General features: G+C 34.7%; 17 protein-coding genes and 1 tRNA gene. 13 read left to right on the plus strand and 5 right to left on the minus strand.

Going from position 1 to position 18,565, the window contains the following annotated elements:
* Positions 1-167 precede the first annotated feature (167 nt).
* Positions 168-1,466 carry a M48 family metalloprotease gene (locus AACK98_RS02310; RefSeq protein ID WP_339042536.1) on the plus strand — a complete coding sequence of 433 codons (1,299 nt, stop codon included), beginning with the start codon at positions 168-170 and terminating at the stop codon, positions 1,464-1,466.
* 314 nt (positions 1,467-1,780) lie between these two features.
* On the opposite strand, the gene ccmE is transcribed toward AACK98_RS02310, so the two are convergent.
* Entirely contained in the window at positions 1,781-2,257 is a 477-nt protein-coding gene (gene ccmE / locus AACK98_RS02315) for a cytochrome c maturation protein CcmE (RefSeq protein ID WP_339041994.1), read from the minus strand.
* A 438-nt stretch (positions 2,258-2,695) separates the two neighbouring features.
* On the opposite strand from ccmE, the gene mfd reads away from it, so the two are divergent.
* Both mfd and lnt read left to right on the plus strand, forming a co-directional pair.
* Positions 2,696-6,124: a transcription-repair coupling factor gene (gene mfd / locus AACK98_RS02320; protein ID WP_339041995.1), complete on the plus strand. Its 3,429-nt coding sequence runs from the start codon at positions 2,696-2,698 to the stop codon at positions 6,122-6,124.
* A gap of 110 nt (positions 6,125-6,234) precedes the next feature.
* The gene (gene lnt / locus AACK98_RS02325) at positions 6,235-8,067 is read left to right on the plus strand and encodes an apolipoprotein N-acyltransferase (protein WP_339041997.1); all 1,833 of its coding nucleotides are present in this window, start codon (positions 6,235-6,237) and stop codon (positions 8,065-8,067) included.
* 483 nt (positions 8,068-8,550) lie between these two features.
* Here the strand turns inward: lnt and AACK98_RS02330 are convergent.
* Positions 8,551-9,421, minus strand: a protein-coding gene (locus tag AACK98_RS02330) for an IS630 family transposase (RefSeq protein ID WP_339040258.1) whose coding sequence is annotated in 2 segments (ribosomal slippage) — positions 8,551-9,096 and positions 9,098-9,421 — 870 coding nt in all. Because the reading frame shifts where the segments join, the coding sequence is not laid out codon by codon here.
* Between the two features lie 128 nt (positions 9,422-9,549).
* On the opposite strand from AACK98_RS02330, the gene AACK98_RS02335 reads away from it, so the two are divergent.
* From AACK98_RS02335 to AACK98_RS02355, 5 genes are all read left to right on the plus strand, one after another.
* Positions 9,550-9,840 (plus strand): helix-turn-helix transcriptional regulator, encoded by a 291-nt coding sequence (locus AACK98_RS02335; RefSeq protein WP_339041999.1) that lies wholly within the window; start codon positions 9,550-9,552, stop codon positions 9,838-9,840.
* A gap of 1,539 nt (positions 9,841-11,379) precedes the next feature.
* The gene (locus AACK98_RS02340; protein ID WP_339042001.1) at positions 11,380-11,916 is read left to right on the plus strand and encodes a DUF5394 family protein; all 537 of its coding nucleotides are present in this window, start codon (positions 11,380-11,382) and stop codon (positions 11,914-11,916) included.
* A 260-nt stretch (positions 11,917-12,176) separates the two neighbouring features.
* Positions 12,177-12,560, plus strand: a complete 384-nt coding sequence (locus AACK98_RS02345; RefSeq protein ID WP_339042003.1) for a hypothetical protein — start codon at positions 12,177-12,179, stop codon at positions 12,558-12,560.
* On the plus strand, positions 12,467-12,676 hold the full coding sequence (locus AACK98_RS02350) for an IS1 family transposase (protein WP_339042538.1): 210 nt from the start codon (positions 12,467-12,469) through the stop codon (positions 12,674-12,676). Before AACK98_RS02345 ends, AACK98_RS02350 begins: the two co-directional genes overlap by 94 nt.
* On the plus strand, positions 12,639-12,836 hold the full coding sequence (locus AACK98_RS02355) for a hypothetical protein (RefSeq protein ID WP_339041184.1): 198 nt from the start codon (positions 12,639-12,641) through the stop codon (positions 12,834-12,836). The genes AACK98_RS02350 and AACK98_RS02355 overlap by 38 nt, the downstream gene beginning before the upstream one ends.
* 373 nt (positions 12,837-13,209) lie before the next feature.
* Here AACK98_RS02355 and AACK98_RS02360 read toward each other — a convergent pair whose 3' ends face one another.
* The 3 genes from AACK98_RS02360 to AACK98_RS02370 form a co-directional block, all read right to left on the minus strand.
* Entirely contained in the window at positions 13,210-13,998 is a 789-nt protein-coding gene (locus AACK98_RS02360) for an N-acetylmuramoyl-L-alanine amidase (protein ID WP_339042005.1), read from the minus strand.
* A gap of 51 nt (positions 13,999-14,049) precedes the next feature.
* Entirely contained in the window at positions 14,050-14,712 is a 663-nt protein-coding gene (locus AACK98_RS02365) for a heme exporter protein CcmB (protein ID WP_339042007.1), read from the minus strand.
* A 147-nt stretch (positions 14,713-14,859) separates the two neighbouring features.
* Positions 14,860-15,093, minus strand: coding sequence for a hypothetical protein (locus AACK98_RS02370; RefSeq protein WP_339042009.1), 234 nt, complete (start codon positions 15,091-15,093; stop codon positions 14,860-14,862).
* A gap of 456 nt (positions 15,094-15,549) precedes the next feature.
* On the opposite strand from AACK98_RS02370, the gene secG reads away from it, so the two are divergent.
* From secG to rpsG, 5 genes are all read left to right on the plus strand, one after another.
* Positions 15,550-15,873 (plus strand): preprotein translocase subunit SecG, encoded by a 324-nt coding sequence (gene secG / locus AACK98_RS02375; protein WP_339042011.1) that lies wholly within the window; start codon positions 15,550-15,552, stop codon positions 15,871-15,873.
* Positions 15,874-16,010: 137 nt separating this feature from the next.
* Positions 16,011-16,096: transfer RNA gene (locus AACK98_RS02380), tRNA-Leu, on the plus strand.
* 117 nt (positions 16,097-16,213) lie between these two features.
* Positions 16,214-17,476, plus strand: a complete 1,263-nt coding sequence (gene glyA / locus AACK98_RS02385; protein WP_339042013.1) for a serine hydroxymethyltransferase — start codon at positions 16,214-16,216, stop codon at positions 17,474-17,476.
* A 208-nt stretch (positions 17,477-17,684) separates the two neighbouring features.
* Entirely contained in the window at positions 17,685-18,056 is a 372-nt protein-coding gene (gene rpsL / locus AACK98_RS02390; RefSeq protein ID WP_339042015.1) for a 30S ribosomal protein S12, read from the plus strand.
* A 25-nt stretch (positions 18,057-18,081) separates the two neighbouring features.
* Positions 18,082-18,555 (plus strand): 30S ribosomal protein S7, encoded by a 474-nt coding sequence (gene rpsG / locus AACK98_RS02395; protein WP_339042019.1) that lies wholly within the window; start codon positions 18,082-18,084, stop codon positions 18,553-18,555.
* The last annotated feature ends 10 nt before the right edge of the window (positions 18,556-18,565 follow it).

Below are 18,565 nucleotides of genomic sequence, written 5' to 3' on the forward strand. Positions count from 1 at the left end.
AGTTATGACGCAGGCGACTAGTTTAGGATAGAGAAAGATATCGTATATTTCTATATCAACTCTTCATTTATTAGAGAGATACTAATTCAATGACATGTATAAAACATTTGCTCGCAGCAGCTCTCTCTTTACTGCTTTACCTTTTGAGTTCAAATATTGCATTTTCAATGATTATAATAAGAGATGATGAAATAGAATCATTTATATATGATATTGCAAAGCCAATATTTGATACTGCAGGATTAAATAGTAGTGAAATACAGGTATATATAGTACAAGATACTACGTTAAATGCTTTTGTTACAAATAATAAAAAACTATTTTTACATACTGGTCTAATAAGTGAGCTTGATGATGTGAGCGCGTTGATAGGTGTAATAGCACATGAAGCTGGTCATATTGCTGAAGGACATTTTCTAAAAATGAGCGATAATTTAATAGCAGCCGTACAAAATATGACTCTAACTAGTATAGCGGCTATACTTGCAGGTGCTGCAGCCAATAGTCCTGAAGTAACTGCTGGAATTATTTTGGGACAATATAATGTCCAACATAGGTTGCTTCTTAGTTATTCCAGAACGCAGGAATATGCGGCAGACAGAGCTTCTGCAAAATATCTTGCAAAGCTTGGAGTCAGCATGCAGCCAATGATTGATTTACTTAAAAAAATTGCTGCGAGTAATGATGGTGATTTGTATTCAAATGAAGGGCAGTACTTGGCAACGCATCCAAGCTCTGTTAGTAGGATTAATGCCCTGCAAAGTTTTATTACGCCTAAAAAGCAGCAACCTGTTTATGATTATAAAGATCTACAAAGACGTTATGAGCTGCTGAACGCGAAACTAAAATGTTTTGCTGAGCAAAATAACAACTCATGTAATAAAGTTATAAATGGAAAAAACGCTGAAGCAACAAAGTATGCGAATGCAATCAATTATTACAATCATGACGATACAAAAATGGTATTAGCACAAATTGATGAATTAATGCGCATCAATCCAAAATCACCATACTATAATGAATTAAAAGGTGATGTTTTATATAAGAATGGTAATTTTTTATCTGCGGTTTCATATTATAAGAAAGCTTTAAAACTGCAGAAGGATAGCTCAAAATTTGTAAATGGTATAAGGCTTCAACTCGCAGTAGCGTTGCTTGCAGTTGGTGATAAACATTTAATAAGTAAGGCTTTAAGTTTCATCCGTGAAATAGTAGTGCGAGATTCAAAAAATATTGAAGCATTCAAGCAACTTAGCATTGCTTATTTCAAGTTGGATAATGAATACATGGCAAATTTGGCTCTAGCAAAGAATGCTATTTTGAAGTCTGACAAAAGCTTGGCTAAACGTTTGTTGAAGATTGCAGAGTGCAGTAAGCATTCGATTAACGATAATAAACAGGCAAAAATTATTGGTATTGATAAAGATTCTTTATCTAAAGATCTTGATGTAATGGAACAGTCTTAATGTATATTCGCTATATTTCAAAAATTGGCGCTTCTTAAGAGTATTAAAAATCAATTTTTAGCGTATAGACTTTATATATTTGCGAAGAAATAAATGAAATAATATGTGAAATCAAGCCAAGAAAGTACGCGCAAATGGCTTTGCCGGCCACTACCTGCAAAATCCATAAGATTTTTGGCAATTTTGCCATGTTTTCTGCAGGACTTTAGGTGCATCATAATTGCTTGCAATCAGTATAAATCCTGCGCGCCTTAGAGTTATGACACAGGCGACTATCTAGTCAAGGCAATATAAAAGCTGATTTCATTAAAAAGCTACTCACTCTTTTTGTACTTTGGCTTATAATTTTCATCATGCTTTGCAAGCAATTCAGTTGCATAAAATATATTATCCGAATAATCTATGTTACCAAAGACGACTGCTCCACTTCCCTCTCTAAAAAGACTCGGCACGACTCCATTGTATATAACAGTAATTTCCGCTAAGTTATCAGTTAAAACAAATTTGATGGCTCCATCATCGAGATAAGAAACACAATCTTTCTTCACAAGTCCACCAACTCTGAAGCCTTTATCTGAGCCACTTTTTTCCGCATATACTTCAGATGGTGATAGAAAAAACACTATGTTATCATCAAATACTTTCAATATTATGAATACTGCTATACACACCATCGACAAAGCACTAATGACTATTAATTTTCTGTAGGTTGATCTCCTCATATTAGGAACATTATAGAATTTATGTTGTAATATATCACATAACCACATAGTCTGTCCGTCAAAATCCATAAGGTTTTTGGCAATTTTGTCACTGTTTCTGCAGGACTTTCGGTGTACCATCATTTGCTTGCAGATGATACACATGTCCTTTTAGAATTATGACGTAATGACTACATCAGTATAACTTTATATTTTTAGTAAATTTGCTGCATCCAAATTAACTTAAAACATTTCAAGACACAAAAAATTATGCGATTTTTATTATGATGAAAATTTCAAATCAAAGCTCTATGCCAAAACACAAAGTTCTAAGCATCAGTAACTTATATGACAGATTTAAAAGACACACTCAACTAGGATTTTATTAACTTGCATACAAATGATTTTATCGTTATTAGTGTTTAGACTTTTTCTATATACACAATCGGTATGACCGAAGAGTTAAATGAGTTACTAAAAATGCAGGATTTTTTGATTTCACAAGATAGGCAAGATATCAAATCGAATATGATAACTGGCGCTGAACCATTTGTATTATTTCAGCTATATAAGAAGCACAAACGTATATTGTACATAGTAGAAAAAGATGAAATGGCATCATCTATCGAAGAAAGCCTTGCATGCTTTATAGATTGCTCAAAAATAATCAGGATACCGGACGCAGGCTTTTATCCTTATGAACCAATTTCACCAAATCCTATCGACGCACATCTAAAAATACGTGCTCTTTGGGATATATTGCAGCAAGAACCAAACTCAGAATTCATAGTCATTGCTACGATCAATAATTTACTACAAAAACTCCCGCCAAGAGAGTCACTTATAGATAACGTACTTGAGCTTTCTACCAAAGACTCATCAAAATCCGTCAAGTTTACAACAGAGTATCTTGCAGAAGCTGGATACATTAGATCAGATACTGCAATGTATTCCGGTCAATTTGCATCGAGAGGCAGCATAATTGACATAGTATCTGATGAAACTGGCCATGGATATAGGATAGATTTCTTCGGAAACTCCATATCAGGTATAAAATTATTTGACCCAGCTTCGCAGCTGAGTAATAAAAAAGTAGACAAAATAACTATATTACCTATGAGTGAGATTGTTTTTAATAACAATAACATCTCTACATTTCAAAAGGAGTATGAGAAATACTTCGGAATGGGCAGCAACCCATCACATAACTCAACTATTTCTAAAGTAAGGGAATACGGGATAGAGAATTGGCTACCTCTGTTTTATACAGAAGCAGAAAGTCTGCTTGAATACATGCCAAAACAATATCTCTGTATTTTTGATAACAACATACTTTCTAAAATAGAGCATCTTTATAATAAGATAGTTGAAAATTACAATTTTAGAATAGCAACTCCACCACAGGAACTAATATACAGACCAATTGTTCCGTCTAAGCTTTTTTTGATGGAAACAGAGCTGAAAGAGAAGTTAGAAAATTTGGAGAATAAGACGGTATTATTTACCAAGAATCCAAGCGCGCGCAGTGAAAACACAGATATCACTGCTGTACAAGTGCATCTTGCATATGCAAACCCGGAAAATAAGACACGCGTTGAGAAATATGCAGAGTACATCAATAGCTTTGTACAAGAGAATCCCTATTCATGCGTTTTAATAGCAAGTTCCAATATAACCAGCATAGAAAGAATAAAGGGAGAATTTCTGCATTATGGCACTGAAGTTTTAGAGATTTGCAACATTGATGAAATTTCATTGCTTGGAAAAAAAGTTGGCATCATAAAAATGCATGTGGATGAAAACTTCACATATCAATTAGACAAGAATCTGATATTGGTCATAGCAGCTCATGCAATATTTCCATCCAATCAACATTATAGAAAGAATAAACAAAAAAAAGATGCAAAACGTATTATACAAGAATTAAGTCAGCTACAAGTAGGAGAACCTGTTGTACATTCAGAATACGGCCTTGGTATATTTAAAGGGTTAAAAGAGCTTGAAATTAATCATGTTATACACGATTTTCTTGAGATATCATACTTCAATGACGATAAGCTTTACCTTCCGGTAGAAAATTTTGAACTGCTTAGTAAATATGGGCAAACTGAATCAAATATACAACTCGATAAGCTCGGCGCTGCTAGTTGGCAAATGCGCAAAGCAAGACTCAGAGAGCGAATCAAACTTGCAGCGGAAGTATTAATAAAAACAGCTGCGCTTAGAAATGAATCTACAGCAACACCTCTCAATATAGATAGCCAAATATATGAAAAGTTCTGCTTAGGGTTTCCTCACACCGAAACCAATGATCAAAAGCGTGCTATTGAGGATACACTAAACGATATAGTATCCGATACTCCAATGGATAGATTAATCTGCGGAGACGTTGGATTTGGGAAAACTGAGGTTGCACTAAGAGCTGCAGCTGCTGCAGTCTTGGGGACAAACAATGTACAAGTTGCAGTAGTCGTTCCAACAACGCTTTTATCAAGACAACACATGTCAACTTTCAAAAAAAGATTTGAAGGATGGCACGTATCAATAGCACAACTCTCAAAATTTACAAAAAACAGTGAAGCAAAGAAGATTAAAGAATCTATCAAGAATGGAGAAGTTGATATAGTGATAGGCACTCATGCACTGCTTGCAAAAGATCTAGCATTCAAAAATTTAGGGCTTGTAATAATAGATGAAGAACAGCATTTTGGGGTAGAGCAAAAGGAAAAACTTAAGCAACTCAAAAAGAATGCACATATTTTAACGCTTTCTGCGACACCTATACCAAGAACCCTACAAATGTCTATTGTTGGAATTAAAGAACTTAGTATTATAGCAACTCCACCAGTAGAAAGACAAGCAGTTAAGACATTTGTCATTCCATACGATGAAATAACAATTAAAACTGCTCTTCTTAACGAAAAAGCAAGAAATGGCAGAGTATTTTACATCACTCCTAGAATTGCTTATCTAGACAAAATAGCACTGCAGTTATCAAAACTTGTGCCTGATATGAAGATTGCGATTGCAAATGGCAAGATGAATGCAAAGGCACTGGATGATATAATGAATGATTTTTATGACGGTAAATATGATATATTGCTAAGTACTTCTATCATAGAATCTGGACTTGATATCACTTCTGCAAATACCCTAATTATAGATCGCGCAGATATGTTTGGACTTGCGCAGCTCTATCAAATAAGAGGAAGAGTCGGTAGAAGCAACATCCCAGCGTTTGCATATCTTACTATACAAAAAGGCGGCAAAATTACTGATATGGCAGAGAAAAGATTATCAATAATGCAATCACTAAGTGAGCTTGGATCTGGCATGAATCTCGCAAGTTATGATATGGATATCCGAGGATCTGGAAACTTACTTGGCCAGGAACAGTCTGGACATATCAAAGAGGTAGGAATCGAATTATATCAAACGATGCTAGCAGAAGCCATAGAAGCTCTAAAGTCCGATCCAGAAAATACTAATATTAAAGAGGAATGGAGCCCTGTAATTAACCTTGATATCGCAATACAAATTCCAATTTCATATATAGCTGATGATTCTCTCAGGCTTTCTTTATACCGCAGGATATCAAATTTAGCAAATCATCAAGAGATAGAATCGTTGATATCTGAAATGACTGATAGATTTGGCAAAGTCCCGCAAGAAACATTAAATCTCTTTAAAGTCGTAGAGCTAAAGCAATATCTAAAAGATGCAAATATCGCACAGCTTGACCTTGGAAAGAAGGGGATGCTTTTAAAGTTTCATGATAAGGATTTAATTGATCATGAGAGGATTATGAGTTTTATTACACTACGCAATGATTGTAAATTAAGACCTGATAATTCTCTTTTTGTGGAGTTTGTACGAAAAGAAAATCATATAGAAAATATTGAGATGATAAAAGAACTCATAGCTTCGTTAACTATGCAATTTGTTAAGACAAAATGAAAAGACAAAATTCACTCCTTCTCAAACTATTCTTTAAAGAAACAGGTTTCAAATTTTTTCACCGTTTTATTTCCAATAGATTTCTTCTGAAACTTATTCCAATGAGACAAGTGCAAGGAGCATACGGAGAGCGAGGAGCTCAAGTTGCACACGAAGTACATGAGCATCTGAACACAGGATCAACAAAGCAATTGGCTACTGGCATAAAGTTTCCGAAGAAGTATAATGTAAAAAATATTGCGTTATACAGCTATATATCATCTATATTTCTAGGTTTCTTCTTTTCTTTAGCATTACCACCTTTTGATCTTTTTATATTTGTACCGATCTGCTTATCGTCACTTCTATTTATCACATGCAAAACATCCAGCATAAAAGAAAGATTCATGATTGGATTTTGTTTTGGATTTGGGCATTTTTCTACAAGTCTATACTGGATATCAAACTCACTTCTTGTTGAGCCTGACAAATTTCTCTGGCTTATACCATTTGCACTATTTGGAATTCCAGCTGGATTATCCTGCATTATTAGTATTTTACCTATAATATGGCATCCATTTATTAAGATTTTTCTAATTGACACAAAGCAGCAGGAAAATCTTACATACAGCAAAAAAGTTATATTCTCACTAACGTGCGTTTTATTTTTTGGAAGCTCTTGGACGCTGATTGAACTATTTCGAAGCTATGCTTTTGATTTCCCATGGAATTTAATAGGATATACAAGTAATGCTTCTAATAAAATTATGCAGCTTGCTTCAGTCGTTGGTATATATGGCCTTAGCTTCATTATATCTTGCTTTGGTTTCGCATTTTATACAAGAAACATAGCAACCATAGCAATTTTTTCATCAATAATGATCTTTGCTTATATATATGGAGAATTCAGGCTGCAAGAAAGAGGGAGGGAGATGAACCTGGATCCAATCTATGGAAAACAAGTATGCTTGACAGAAGACGAGAAGAAAAAAATAACAGAATATAATAACGAACCAGAAATCATAGAACGCTCTTTAAATCAATCAGATATGAAAAAAGGAATCTATGTAAGGATGGTGCAGCCCAATATTCATGAACTGTATAATGGAGACAAACAACGCGGACTTGCGGCTTTAAGAACTCTCGTAGAATTATCTAAAAGGAAAAGCGAATATGATTTAGACTTAATAATTTGGCCAGAATCAGCCTTTCCATTTGGCTTCACTGGAGTAAATCATGAGATATTCCAAGCCTTATCTGATGTCGTACCAAAAAATGGATTTCTAATCACAGGCACAGATAGATTCACAAAAGATCAAAATAACAAACTGCAAGTATTTAACTCTATGGTTGTAATTGATAATGAAGGAGTTATAATGGGTTTCTACGATAAAAGCATACTTGTGCCATTTGGAGAATATATTCCACTCCAAAATCTCTTCATATTTTTAGATAAAATAACATATGGCTCTATTTCATTTAGCAGCAATTCATCGCCAAAACCTCTGGAATTATCTGGCTTTGGCTATATCTTGCCGCTAATTTGCTATGAAGGAATTTTTAGCACTTTATTTTTCAGGCAAAATCCAGAAAATTTAATATTTTTGTTAAATATTACCAATGATTTTTGGTTTGGAGAGACCTTAGGACCGATTCAACACTTTTCAATGACAAAAATACGTGCTATAGAGCGAGGCTCAACACTTTTACGTGTTGCAAATAATGGTATATCTGGAGTCATAGATTCATATGGTATACCTATACTACAAAGTGATTTAAACACAAAATGTTCCATTGATTTGTACTTACCTATAGTTGAACAAAAAACTTTTTATGATAAAAACAGTTTGCTAATAATAATCACAATATCTTTTATCTTTATTATGTGTACTTGCCTCCTGGTACTGAAGATTAGAGTGTATAAGAAGCTTATTAAATATAAGTCATTGTATAATATGCAATAATATATATTATTGCTGATTGTTTTTACTAAAAAGAAAGCAGTATAGGCGAAATATAACTAAAGAATGCAAAAAGTAGTAAGAAACCTGAAGATACCTTTGAAAAATTAAGAGTTAATATTTGATTATGTATATACGAAGTGAGACTTCAAAAAGAGCTAGGAAGAATGCAGGTGCATGTGTATACAAAAACACAATACATCAAGAGCATTTTGTAAAGCACAAATTTTGCGAAGTATTACAAGTACATACATATACTAATAAAATTCGAGAGCGTATTTGCAGCTTTTCATACTACGGTCAAATTTCTTACATGGAAGCTGGCTGCGTATAATTGCTCAATGCTTTAAATAGCTCTCCATCTTAGCTTATATCGCCTATATAGAAAATGCACATATATAAATGAATATTATGTTAATATCTTATTACAATATTATGAATAATTGTTCGTGCATTTTTCTTTTTTGTTAAGTATAGCATAAGTGACTAAGGTGCTGACAATTTAATTGTATTAAAAACAGCATCATAAAGAGTATCAAATAAATCTATAGTTTTTCTAATTTCATTTTTTATCTTAAACCAGTAATGCTCTATAGGATTTAAATCAGGAGAGTAAGTTGGTAAAAATAATATGTAACAACCCACAGATTCAATTAACTCTTTCACTTTAGGATTCTTATGGAAGTTAATGTTATCCATAACAACAGTTTGTCCAGGTTTTAATTCTTTAATTAACATCTCCCTAATATAAGCTTCAAAGACCTCTTTATTGCAATTACCCTCAAATATTACGGGAGCAATAAGATTACAATTACAAAGACCAGCTATCATACTTATTCTAGTTTTATGTTGATACACCTTTTCCCCATAGCACCTTTCTCCTAAAATACTACAACCATATCCTTTACAAGCATTATCTTCTATTCCAGATTCATCAAGATATACTATTTTATCTCTTGTGATGGTTTTTATCTTTTCAATAAATTCATGTCTTAACGGAATATCTCTTTTCGGATGAAGATGAGTTTTTTTTATAGCTATAACCAAGTTTTTTTATCGCCTGTAAGATCGTTGTAGGTGATATATTACACCACTTCTTTGCTAGTTCTTTTGATGTCATAGCAATATTTAATTCAAAAAATTCTTTAAAATCTTCTAGATTTTTGATCTTATGACTGTGACCTTTTTGATAACCACTTGCTGCTTTCAAAGAACCGTGCTTATCTTGCAGAATTTTCCACTTATAGATAGTATCACGACTCACTCTAAATAGTTTACTCACTTTAGTGATTCTTGCACCATTTTCTAATGCTTCTATTACTCTTACCCTAAGTTCTATTGGATATGCTCTTGCCATAATTTTATGCTTTTTATTTCATACTCACTTTTTATATCTTAATTCCTAACTTTTGTCAGTATCTTAGTCACTTATGCTATATCATGTGAGTCAAACCAAGGGAAGGTTTTTTTGGGGAATTTAATTTTATGAGTAAAAAGAAGGCTACATCAGCACATCCAGTCGATATATATGTTGGCATGAGACTACGTAAAAAAAGACAAGATTTAGGCGTTAGCCAGGAAACTTTGGCTAATGCTGTTGATCTTACTTTTCAACAAATTCAAAAATATGAAAAGGGTCTAAATAGAATCAGCTGTAGCAAGCTACATGACTTTGCGAAGTTTTTGAAAACTGATATCAAGTATTTCTTTAGTGGTCTAGAAGAATATGATAACAGTAGATTGCTAAACGTTCCAAGCGGAGCTGCTTTGCATTAGAATGGATCTCAGTATAAATCTCATAACTCAGACTTTGCAGAATTACAAGATGCATTCGATTCTATAAAGCAGAAAGAGCTGAAGAAAAGTATAATAAATATAGTGCAAAACTTAGCACTAAATTAGTTTTCTTTTATTAAAAAAGTGAGAGACTTTTTTATAAGTAAAATGCACTTTTTGCTGTAGAGCGTGTTATTCTTTGCTGTTGCAGGTTATATACCGCAGGTAAAATAAAGGGTTAGTATTTAACGCAAGTTGCCAATTATTTTATAATTGGCAACTTGTCTCAATATTTCGAAAGGTGAGTCCAGAGCTGCGTGCTTCAATTTTCGAAATACAAAATTCAACCATTTTTGTAAGAACAAATATATTGTAGCTGCTACTAAAGTGACAAAATAGCATATACACTCCTCTTTGTATTACAAAAAATCCACTATATACTTGTATTACTAATCAGCAACTCAAGTATATTTATTATATAGTAAGAAAGGTTAAATATGTTATAGACTAATATTGCTTTTAAGTTTAAAGCTAAAATTTAGTTCCTTAATCCACGATTTCTACGCCTTCTAGTACATCATAGATTTTGCTTGAAATATATAATATCTCCAATTTCCTTGACTATAGCACTACCTTCATCAGTGTGCGCGCGAGGATTTGAATGACATGATTTTTTTAGAGTACCAGTTAATTTCTAAATCAAATATTACATATATATATTTACGAAAAAATTAATAAGTAATACTTTGCCGGCAACCGCTATATACAAAATACATAAGTGATCATTTTAAAGGTGCCAATTTTGCAAAGTATGACGATATGCAATTTTTTATATGTATACTCAGCGCTTCCATACTGCAGGATTTATTGTGAAGTGAAACAAAATTATTCTCCTCACATATTTTATATAAAAAATGCTGTCTATGCTTTGTACTGTTATGTCTTACAAGTAGCAAGAAATACTGTATAGTCACATGTTCAGATTGCTTATCTAAATTTCCATAAGCTAGACTGCTTTTTCAAAAACAATTTTGAATGCTGGACTTAGTAAATGATTTTGCAATATATTAGTATAATAAGTATGTGATATGCCTATGATAAATGAAGAGTTGGTATTGAATTATAAATACGAAGTTAGCCTTCAAAGAGAGCTAGGAGAAGTGCATGTGCATGTATAAACAAAAATACATAAAGACTTTGATAACTCTAATTGTTGAAGTATAACGATGATACGTATACTCAAAGTTAAGTTGCTTAACTATTTTAACAAGTATAATTCTTACTGTTTCTTGAAGGAGATTTTATATATTGCGCTGCTGGCAAAATGCTTGTGTGAAGATTTTTTAGAGCACTAGTTAATTTCTATGCCTGATGCTTTTACATACTTGTAAAGAAACTAACGAAGAATACTTGAAAATTAGGCCAAAAGAGTCTGTATAATGACTTAATGAACAGAGCCATAGCACCTCCTAGAAATCTGGATTATCCTTATTTAAATTGTGTTAATTTTTGTCATATTATATTTAGCGAGGTCTAAGTATGGATGCTCATTCTCTCTCTGTTGCCTTAAAATTACTTCGTCAGATTAATGATAAAATTGCAGCTGGAGGCAAGCTTAGCAAAGAAGAATGGAATGCTTCAATACCAACGCTCTCAGCATTGTTTGATTATCTAGTGATGAATATGGAGAATCCAAACATCGATAGTAACATACTACGCATAGTTATGCAGATCCTTGGAATTAGTATGCGAGCTGTAAAAAAGAAAAGAGAAAATGAAAAGGAACTCGAACAGGAAGAAGAACTATCTGAGGAAAGGAAAAAACAAGTGATACGGCTAATTATATACGAAATCTACAAAATTACGAATCCTCACCAGTTAGCTGGAGAAACTGCTCTAGAAAATTTCATAAATAACGTGCAAACTAGAGGTTTTGAAGTTGCGCTACAATATGAAGGAGCGAAAAATGCTGGAATGTTTACAAAAGATGAGCTTGAGAATCTAGAATCACATAGGCAAAGCTTTGTTGAGATGCTAAAAGAAACTGGATTCAGAGGAAAAGGTAGAGGGTTATAATACTATTTTTCACATATAAAATTCCTGAAGACTTTAGCAAGATATTAGTTACATGGTTACGAGCAACTATACCACATAAAAACCCAGCAGAAAAAATGGTAAAATTGCCAAAAACCTTATGGATTTTTAAAATTTACGAGAGTTTTCACAATTAGATAGAAGTATGATATGATCACTTTTTTAAAAACTAAAGAGTGGTTTTATGGTTTGTTGTAAGGGATGTGGTTCTGATATCTTTGTAAAGAATGGCATTGTGAGGGGTGTACAGCGTTATAAGTGCAGATCATGTTCTAAATTTTGTTGAGGGCGATCTGGGCAAGAAGCCTCAAACAGCTGTTAAGAAAGCATTATGCGTTATGCTATATAGTCTTAGTAATGGCTCTTTTTCTATGTTAGGCAAGATATTAGGTCATTCGCCGTCCATAATTTATCGCTGGGTAGTAGAGGCGATGGGCAAGACTCAGGAGCCAGTTGTCTCTTCGGATATTATGGAGATGGAATTCGACGAGATGTGGCATTTTATTGGTTCAAAAAAAACAAGCTTTGGATCATTAAGGCAGTTGATCGTAGTACAAGGAGAACAGTTGCCTGGGTTACAGGCAATCGTGATACTGCAACATTCCAAAAGCTCTACAACAAAGTGAGTCATCTGAAAGAATGTCATTTTTATACGGATGATTGGGATGCTTTTTCTAAAATTTTACCCAAAGAGCGTCATACAATTGGAAAGTCTGGCACAGTATGTTATCGAGAGAGATAATAGCAACACGCGACATCATTTAGGCCGAATGACACGGCGCACTAAAATCGTTTCTAAAAAAGAGTCAATGGTATACGGATCCATCAAGCTTTGGTGCGCTCTTACTATTACACAAATATTCAAACAATATCAAGAACAGCTCTTATCTATCTTTATGTGAAAACTCTCATATTTACCTTTGCGTAATATGTTCCTGCCTTGTTTAGAGTGTCAAAATGGTGTTTTAAATCCGTAAGAAAATGTTATAATAAGTGCAAAAACCTTACGGATTTTTGCAGCAAGCATCACATTCACATTTTTGAATATGCTATTATGAAAAGCGCTTGAGTACTTTTTCAAGAGTGGGCAAGCCGTATAATGCCTATTTTATACAGACCATTCAAAAATTCAGCTATAAAAATTCCATCCATGAGTGATGAGTAGATGGGTAATGGCGCTGATTTAGACTTTTTGCGGATGGACTGAAAAGTATGACAGATGCTGTTTAATAATAAAACTACTCGGCAAGACAAATACTCACCGAGGCATTAAAATCAAAAATAAAGTTCATGAGTATGATTATCTAGCGCTTGCTGCTTTAAATCATATAGTGCATTTAACATGTTATCATCATACTCTGTCCAACTCAAATCAACCTTCCAATACGGTTTATTGTCTTCATTCTTTAATAAAGTACAAGCATCAGAATCAAAGTGTCGCTTGAATGCGGTAACAACAATTTGGCTGTCTCTATCAAAAACATCATTTTTAGGTATATCATGCCCATAATTATTCAGCTTCGTCTGAACTGGTAGAAACCCTTTAGACCACGGCTCAAAAAGAACACGCTCAGACTTTTGCACTTCCGGAAATAGCCCAACACCATTCTCTTTTAACTCTTTCCACGGAAAGTAAGGATTTGGATCTTCCTTCCTAGCTGGCGCCATATCAGCATGAGCTATAACATTATACTGTGGAATATTATGGCGTGCCATTATATCCTTAGAAAGCTCTATTAAAGACTTCATCAGCTTAGCTGAGAAAGGTTCAAAGCCATTGTTATCAAGCTCTATACCTATTGAATAACTATTAACATCATTATTGTCACTCCAGCTACCACGACCAGCATGCCATGCTCTTTTATCTTCATCAACTAGTTTTGCAATTTCCCCATCTTTTCCTATTACGTAATGTGCGCTAACTCCAGCTTCTTTATTACAAAGCCAGTCCACAGCAGAATTAAAAGAATTCATTGCTGTATGATGTAAAACAAGTATGTTAACATCTGCATCTTGCGGTTTGCGATCACCAAAATTGGGTGAAGGTTTATATTGTATATCCATTATTTACCTCATGTTATAAGTTAATATACCACCAGGAGTGTTAGTGTATCACTATTGCGATAGACGCACAATAAATTTTGTTGATAAATTTGATAATATTATGCATACAGGGAAATAAAATAAAAATAATGACGCGGAAGCCCATATATATTGATAATTTTGGCATATTAGCAGCAAAAAAACTATATTTGGGATATGAAATGGTAGTGTAGCAATGACAAGGATCAAGAATTTTTTATAATCTGGCAGTAAAGACGCGGTACAAAGCAAAATTAAACTGGAATTTGCTGAAAAGACGGATACAGCGCAGAAAAGCTCAAAATTCATTATCTCATTACATAGCATGTAAACTCCAATTGGAACAGCAAGCATAACTGGAACAATTATAGTTATCATATATGCAAGCCATTTAGCGATAATCACTATTTCAAGCCCAACTCCTGTTAATATATACTGAGAAATAAAATCATTTTTATATTCATCATTTAATAGATTTTGATTAATGAGTATAAGACTAAATAAAAGCATTATAGCAGAAAAACCTAGAGCAGAAGAGATGCTGATAACACTTTGTTCATTTGCAATACGTAGTATAGTAATTGATATAACAAAAAATAACAAAGTATGAGTAACTTGTTGTCTGTTACTAAACATAAGTTTTACATCGCGTTTTAAAATCGCAACAAACAGATCTCTTACTCTCACTTCCTTCATGCAATGTATACCTTTGATAAATGAAGAGTTGGTATTTCGGACTTTTGATACGAAGTATATACAAAAATTAGCTTTTAGGTGCGGCCCGGCTTTGTTGCAAAAGCAGCTGTGCTATTATATTTTATAAAGGCGCGTAGTATAAATCGTCTAGTCTGAAGTTACTTTAGAAGAGCGAAGTATAAAGTCTTTTCTTAAAAGATTTAGAGTATTGACCTTAATAATCATCTCAATTTGTCTTGTGATATCATATTTAGCAGCAAAATATCTACCAAAAGTTCGCTTAAAGCTGACAAAATATGCTTTTATTCTTGAACGTCTATGATAGCCAGTACTTCGCTTCCAAAGCTTTAATCCTTCTTTTTTATCTTTATGCTTTTTCATATACTTAATCGACTCATTAAAATCTTTAAATGTTGCTAAACCAAGGTTATAGTAAGCAAACTTTAATCCAGGTGGCGTTTTACCGTTTTTATATTATTACGATATCCTTTGCCATAATATTTGATTGGATGATCTATTGCTTTTCGAATAAAAAATAAATGTTACCTCTATTTACTAAGTTTGTGTTATATTCCGACCAGATGCGTATAAGCCCAGGGTGGTCCCGTCTTTAGGCTAATTTTTGATGGGCAGACTAGATAAACTAAGCTAAAGAAGGTTTGTAGTATAGCACGTTATTTTGTCATATTACTTTTGCTATACCTGAGAGAGGATATATGTTTACGTTTTGTTTAAATATATTGGTTTGCAAGTGTTGTGCTTGCAAAGATGAGTATAAAGCGTTATAAGTTGTCTTTGTTTTTCCATAAATAAAAGTGTGAAAATTCGAAGGGTGAAATGATTGTAGATCTTCTGTGTATTTTTCAGGTTATTATCACGTTGTTGTTGATTTTTGTGGTGCTACTGCAAAAAACGGGAAATGATACTATTTCTGGGCTTTCTTCAGCTGGTCCAAGCGTTTTTTCTAGTAGGTCATCTAGTGGTTTGCTGAAAAAGGTGACGATAATTCTAGCAATTGCATTTATGATGAATAGCCTACTACTTGCTAGAGGAATCATGCGAGATTCTAGTGCTGCTAGTGCCATTATCTCAGATATAGAAAAAGAAGCTGAGAAAGATAGTACTCTGCATGTTGAGCCGACTGTCCCTAGTATTGAATAGGCTCTTGTTTCTTTCGAATCTATTGCCTTAGCTGATTGACTTGCAATAATTTTCAAATTTTATTTTGTGAAAAATGTGAAAAAATGATTGCAATCTTTGTGCATTTTCTGATAATACCTCAGGTGTGAATTTTTCATGCCCGCGTGATGGAATGGTAGACATAACGGACTTAAAATCCGTGGAGAGCAATCTCTTGCCGGTTCAAGTCCGGCCGCGGGTACCATATGAACTCCAAGCTTCTTTGTATAAGCTTTTATGCTTGCTTTTTAGTAGAGCGTAGCTGCTTTTGGGTGTTAGGAGGTTTTTGTGAAATGATTTTGTTAAATGGTGAGTTGCTGACTTGAAAGAGATATTGCAAGATTTTGATATTGAGGTTGCTACCGCTATTTCTAAAGAGCTAAATAGGCAGCGCTATGAAATTGAATTGATTGCCTCAGAAAATATTGTTAGTCCTGCGGTTTTAGCTGCGCAAGGGTCTGTTTTGACAAATAAATATGCCGAAGGATATCCTGGCAAAAGGTATTATGCCGGCTGTGAGTATGTTGATGTTGTCGAAAATCTGGCTATAGAAAGAGCAAAAGCGCTTTTTGGTGTTGAGTTTGCTAATGTGCAGCCGCACTCTGGGTCTCAAGCTAATCAAGCGGCTTTTATGGCTCTTTTAAGGCCATATGACGTGGTTTTGAGTCTTTCTTTGAATTGTGGCGGGCACCTTACACATGGCTCTTCAGTGAATCAGTCTGGGAAGTGGTTTAATGTACTTCATTATGGTGTTTCAAAAGAGACTGGCCTTTTGGACTATGATCAAATTGATGCACTTGCTCATGCTCATAAACCGAAGTTGATTATAGCCGGTTATTCTGCGTATTCTCGTGAGATAGATTTTGCAAAATTTAGAGAAATTGCAGATGGTGTTGGTGCATATCTAATGGTTGATATGGCCCATATTGCTGGGCTTGTTGCATGTGGCGTTCATCCAACTCCAGTTGGGCATGCGCACGTGATTACTTCAACAACTCATAAAACGCTTCGTGGGCCGAGAGGTGGATTGATTTTGATGAGCGACCCTGACATTGCAAGTCGTATAAATTCTGCGGTCTTTCCTGGTTTGCAGGGAGGGCCATTAATGCATGTGATAGCTGCTAAAGCTGTAGCTTTTAAAGAAGCTTTAAGTGAGCAGTATAGAGTATATATAAAGCGTGTTGTTGAGAATGCTAGTGTTCTGTCTTCTGTTCTAATAGAACGAGGGTATTCTTTAGTTAGTGGTGGTACTGATAATCATTTAATGTTGCTAGATTTGAGAGGATATGGTATCACTGGTGTTGCTCTTGAAAGGGCGCTTTGTGAGCTTGGTTTAATATGCAATAAAAATAGTGTGCCATTTGATGAAGAAAAGCCGTGGGTTACTTCTGGTGTGAGACTGGGGACTCCTGCTGTGACTACTCGTGGGATGGGGGCTAGTGAGCTTAGAATTATAGGCGCTATGATAGCCGATGTAATGGATAGATTGAGATTTGGAAAGTTAGATCAAGGCTTTAAGGATGCTTTGGCTGAGAAGGTCATAGAGATATGTACTGCTTTTCCAATCTATGGAGAGTTAGTTTGAGTAGTGTTCTCTATTGTGTACTGCTTTGATTGTTTCTTAAAGTGGTATATGGTTGGTTCATGCTAAAAAAGCCTTGACCAGTTTGAGGGTTTTCAGGTATTATCACTCAACTGATGTCCATGGATTGTGGATGTTTATTTTGTTTTATATTGATTAGCGCTTGTGAATATGTGTGATTGCGGTATGAGAAGTAAGAAGTGGGGGCTTTATGCCAACAATTAATCAGTTGATAGCGAGGCCTAGGAAACGTAAGCCGGTTGGTTGCAACGTTCCTGCTCTTGAGAGATGTCCTCAAAAGAGGGGGGTTTGTGTGCGTGTGTACACTACTACTCCAAAGAAGCCAAATTCAGCGATGCGTAAGGTTGCTAGGGTTAAGTTGACAAATGGATATGAGGTGACATGCTATATAGGTGGCGAAGGGCATAATCTTCAGGATCACTCTGTTGTGCTTGCAGAAGGTGGTAGAGTGAAAGATCTTCCGGGTGTTAGGTACCATGTGGTACGTGGTGCTTTGGATACACACGGTGTAAACGGGCGTAAGCAGGGGCGTTCTAAGTATGGCTCTAAAAAGCCTAAGTAATTGAATATTTTGGAATTTTTTATTTATGTCACGTCGTAGAGCAGCTAAGAGGGAGCGTTTGTTGCCAGATGCTAAGTATGGTCATCTTGTGGTGGCAAAGCTAATCAATGTTATAATGCTTGCTGGTAAGAAAAGCGTAGCTGAGCGGATTGCGTATAACGCTATGGAAGGTGCTTCTGAAAAATTAGGTATTAGTCCTGCTGATGTTTTAGAGAAGGCTGTTGCTAATGTTACTCCATTGATAGAGGTTCGTTCCAGAAGAGTTGGTGGTGCTACTTATCAAGTTCCTACTGAAGTGCGTCCAGAGAGAAGGCTGGCTCTTGCTTTGAGGTGGATTGTGCGTGCTGCACACTCTAGAAAGGCTGAGAGAACTATGATTAGAAAGTTGGCTGCTGAATTAGTTGATGCTTGTAATGAGCGCGGTGCAGCTGTGAAGAAGAGAGAGGACGTCCATAAGACGGCTGAAGGGAATAGAGCTTTTACGCATTATAGGTGGTAATTGGGTGTTT

The sequence above is a fragment of the Candidatus Lariskella endosymbiont of Hedychridium roseum genome, from assembly GCF_964020185.1.
In the GTDB taxonomy this organism is placed as follows: domain Bacteria; phylum Pseudomonadota; class Alphaproteobacteria; order Rickettsiales; family Midichloriaceae; genus Lariskella.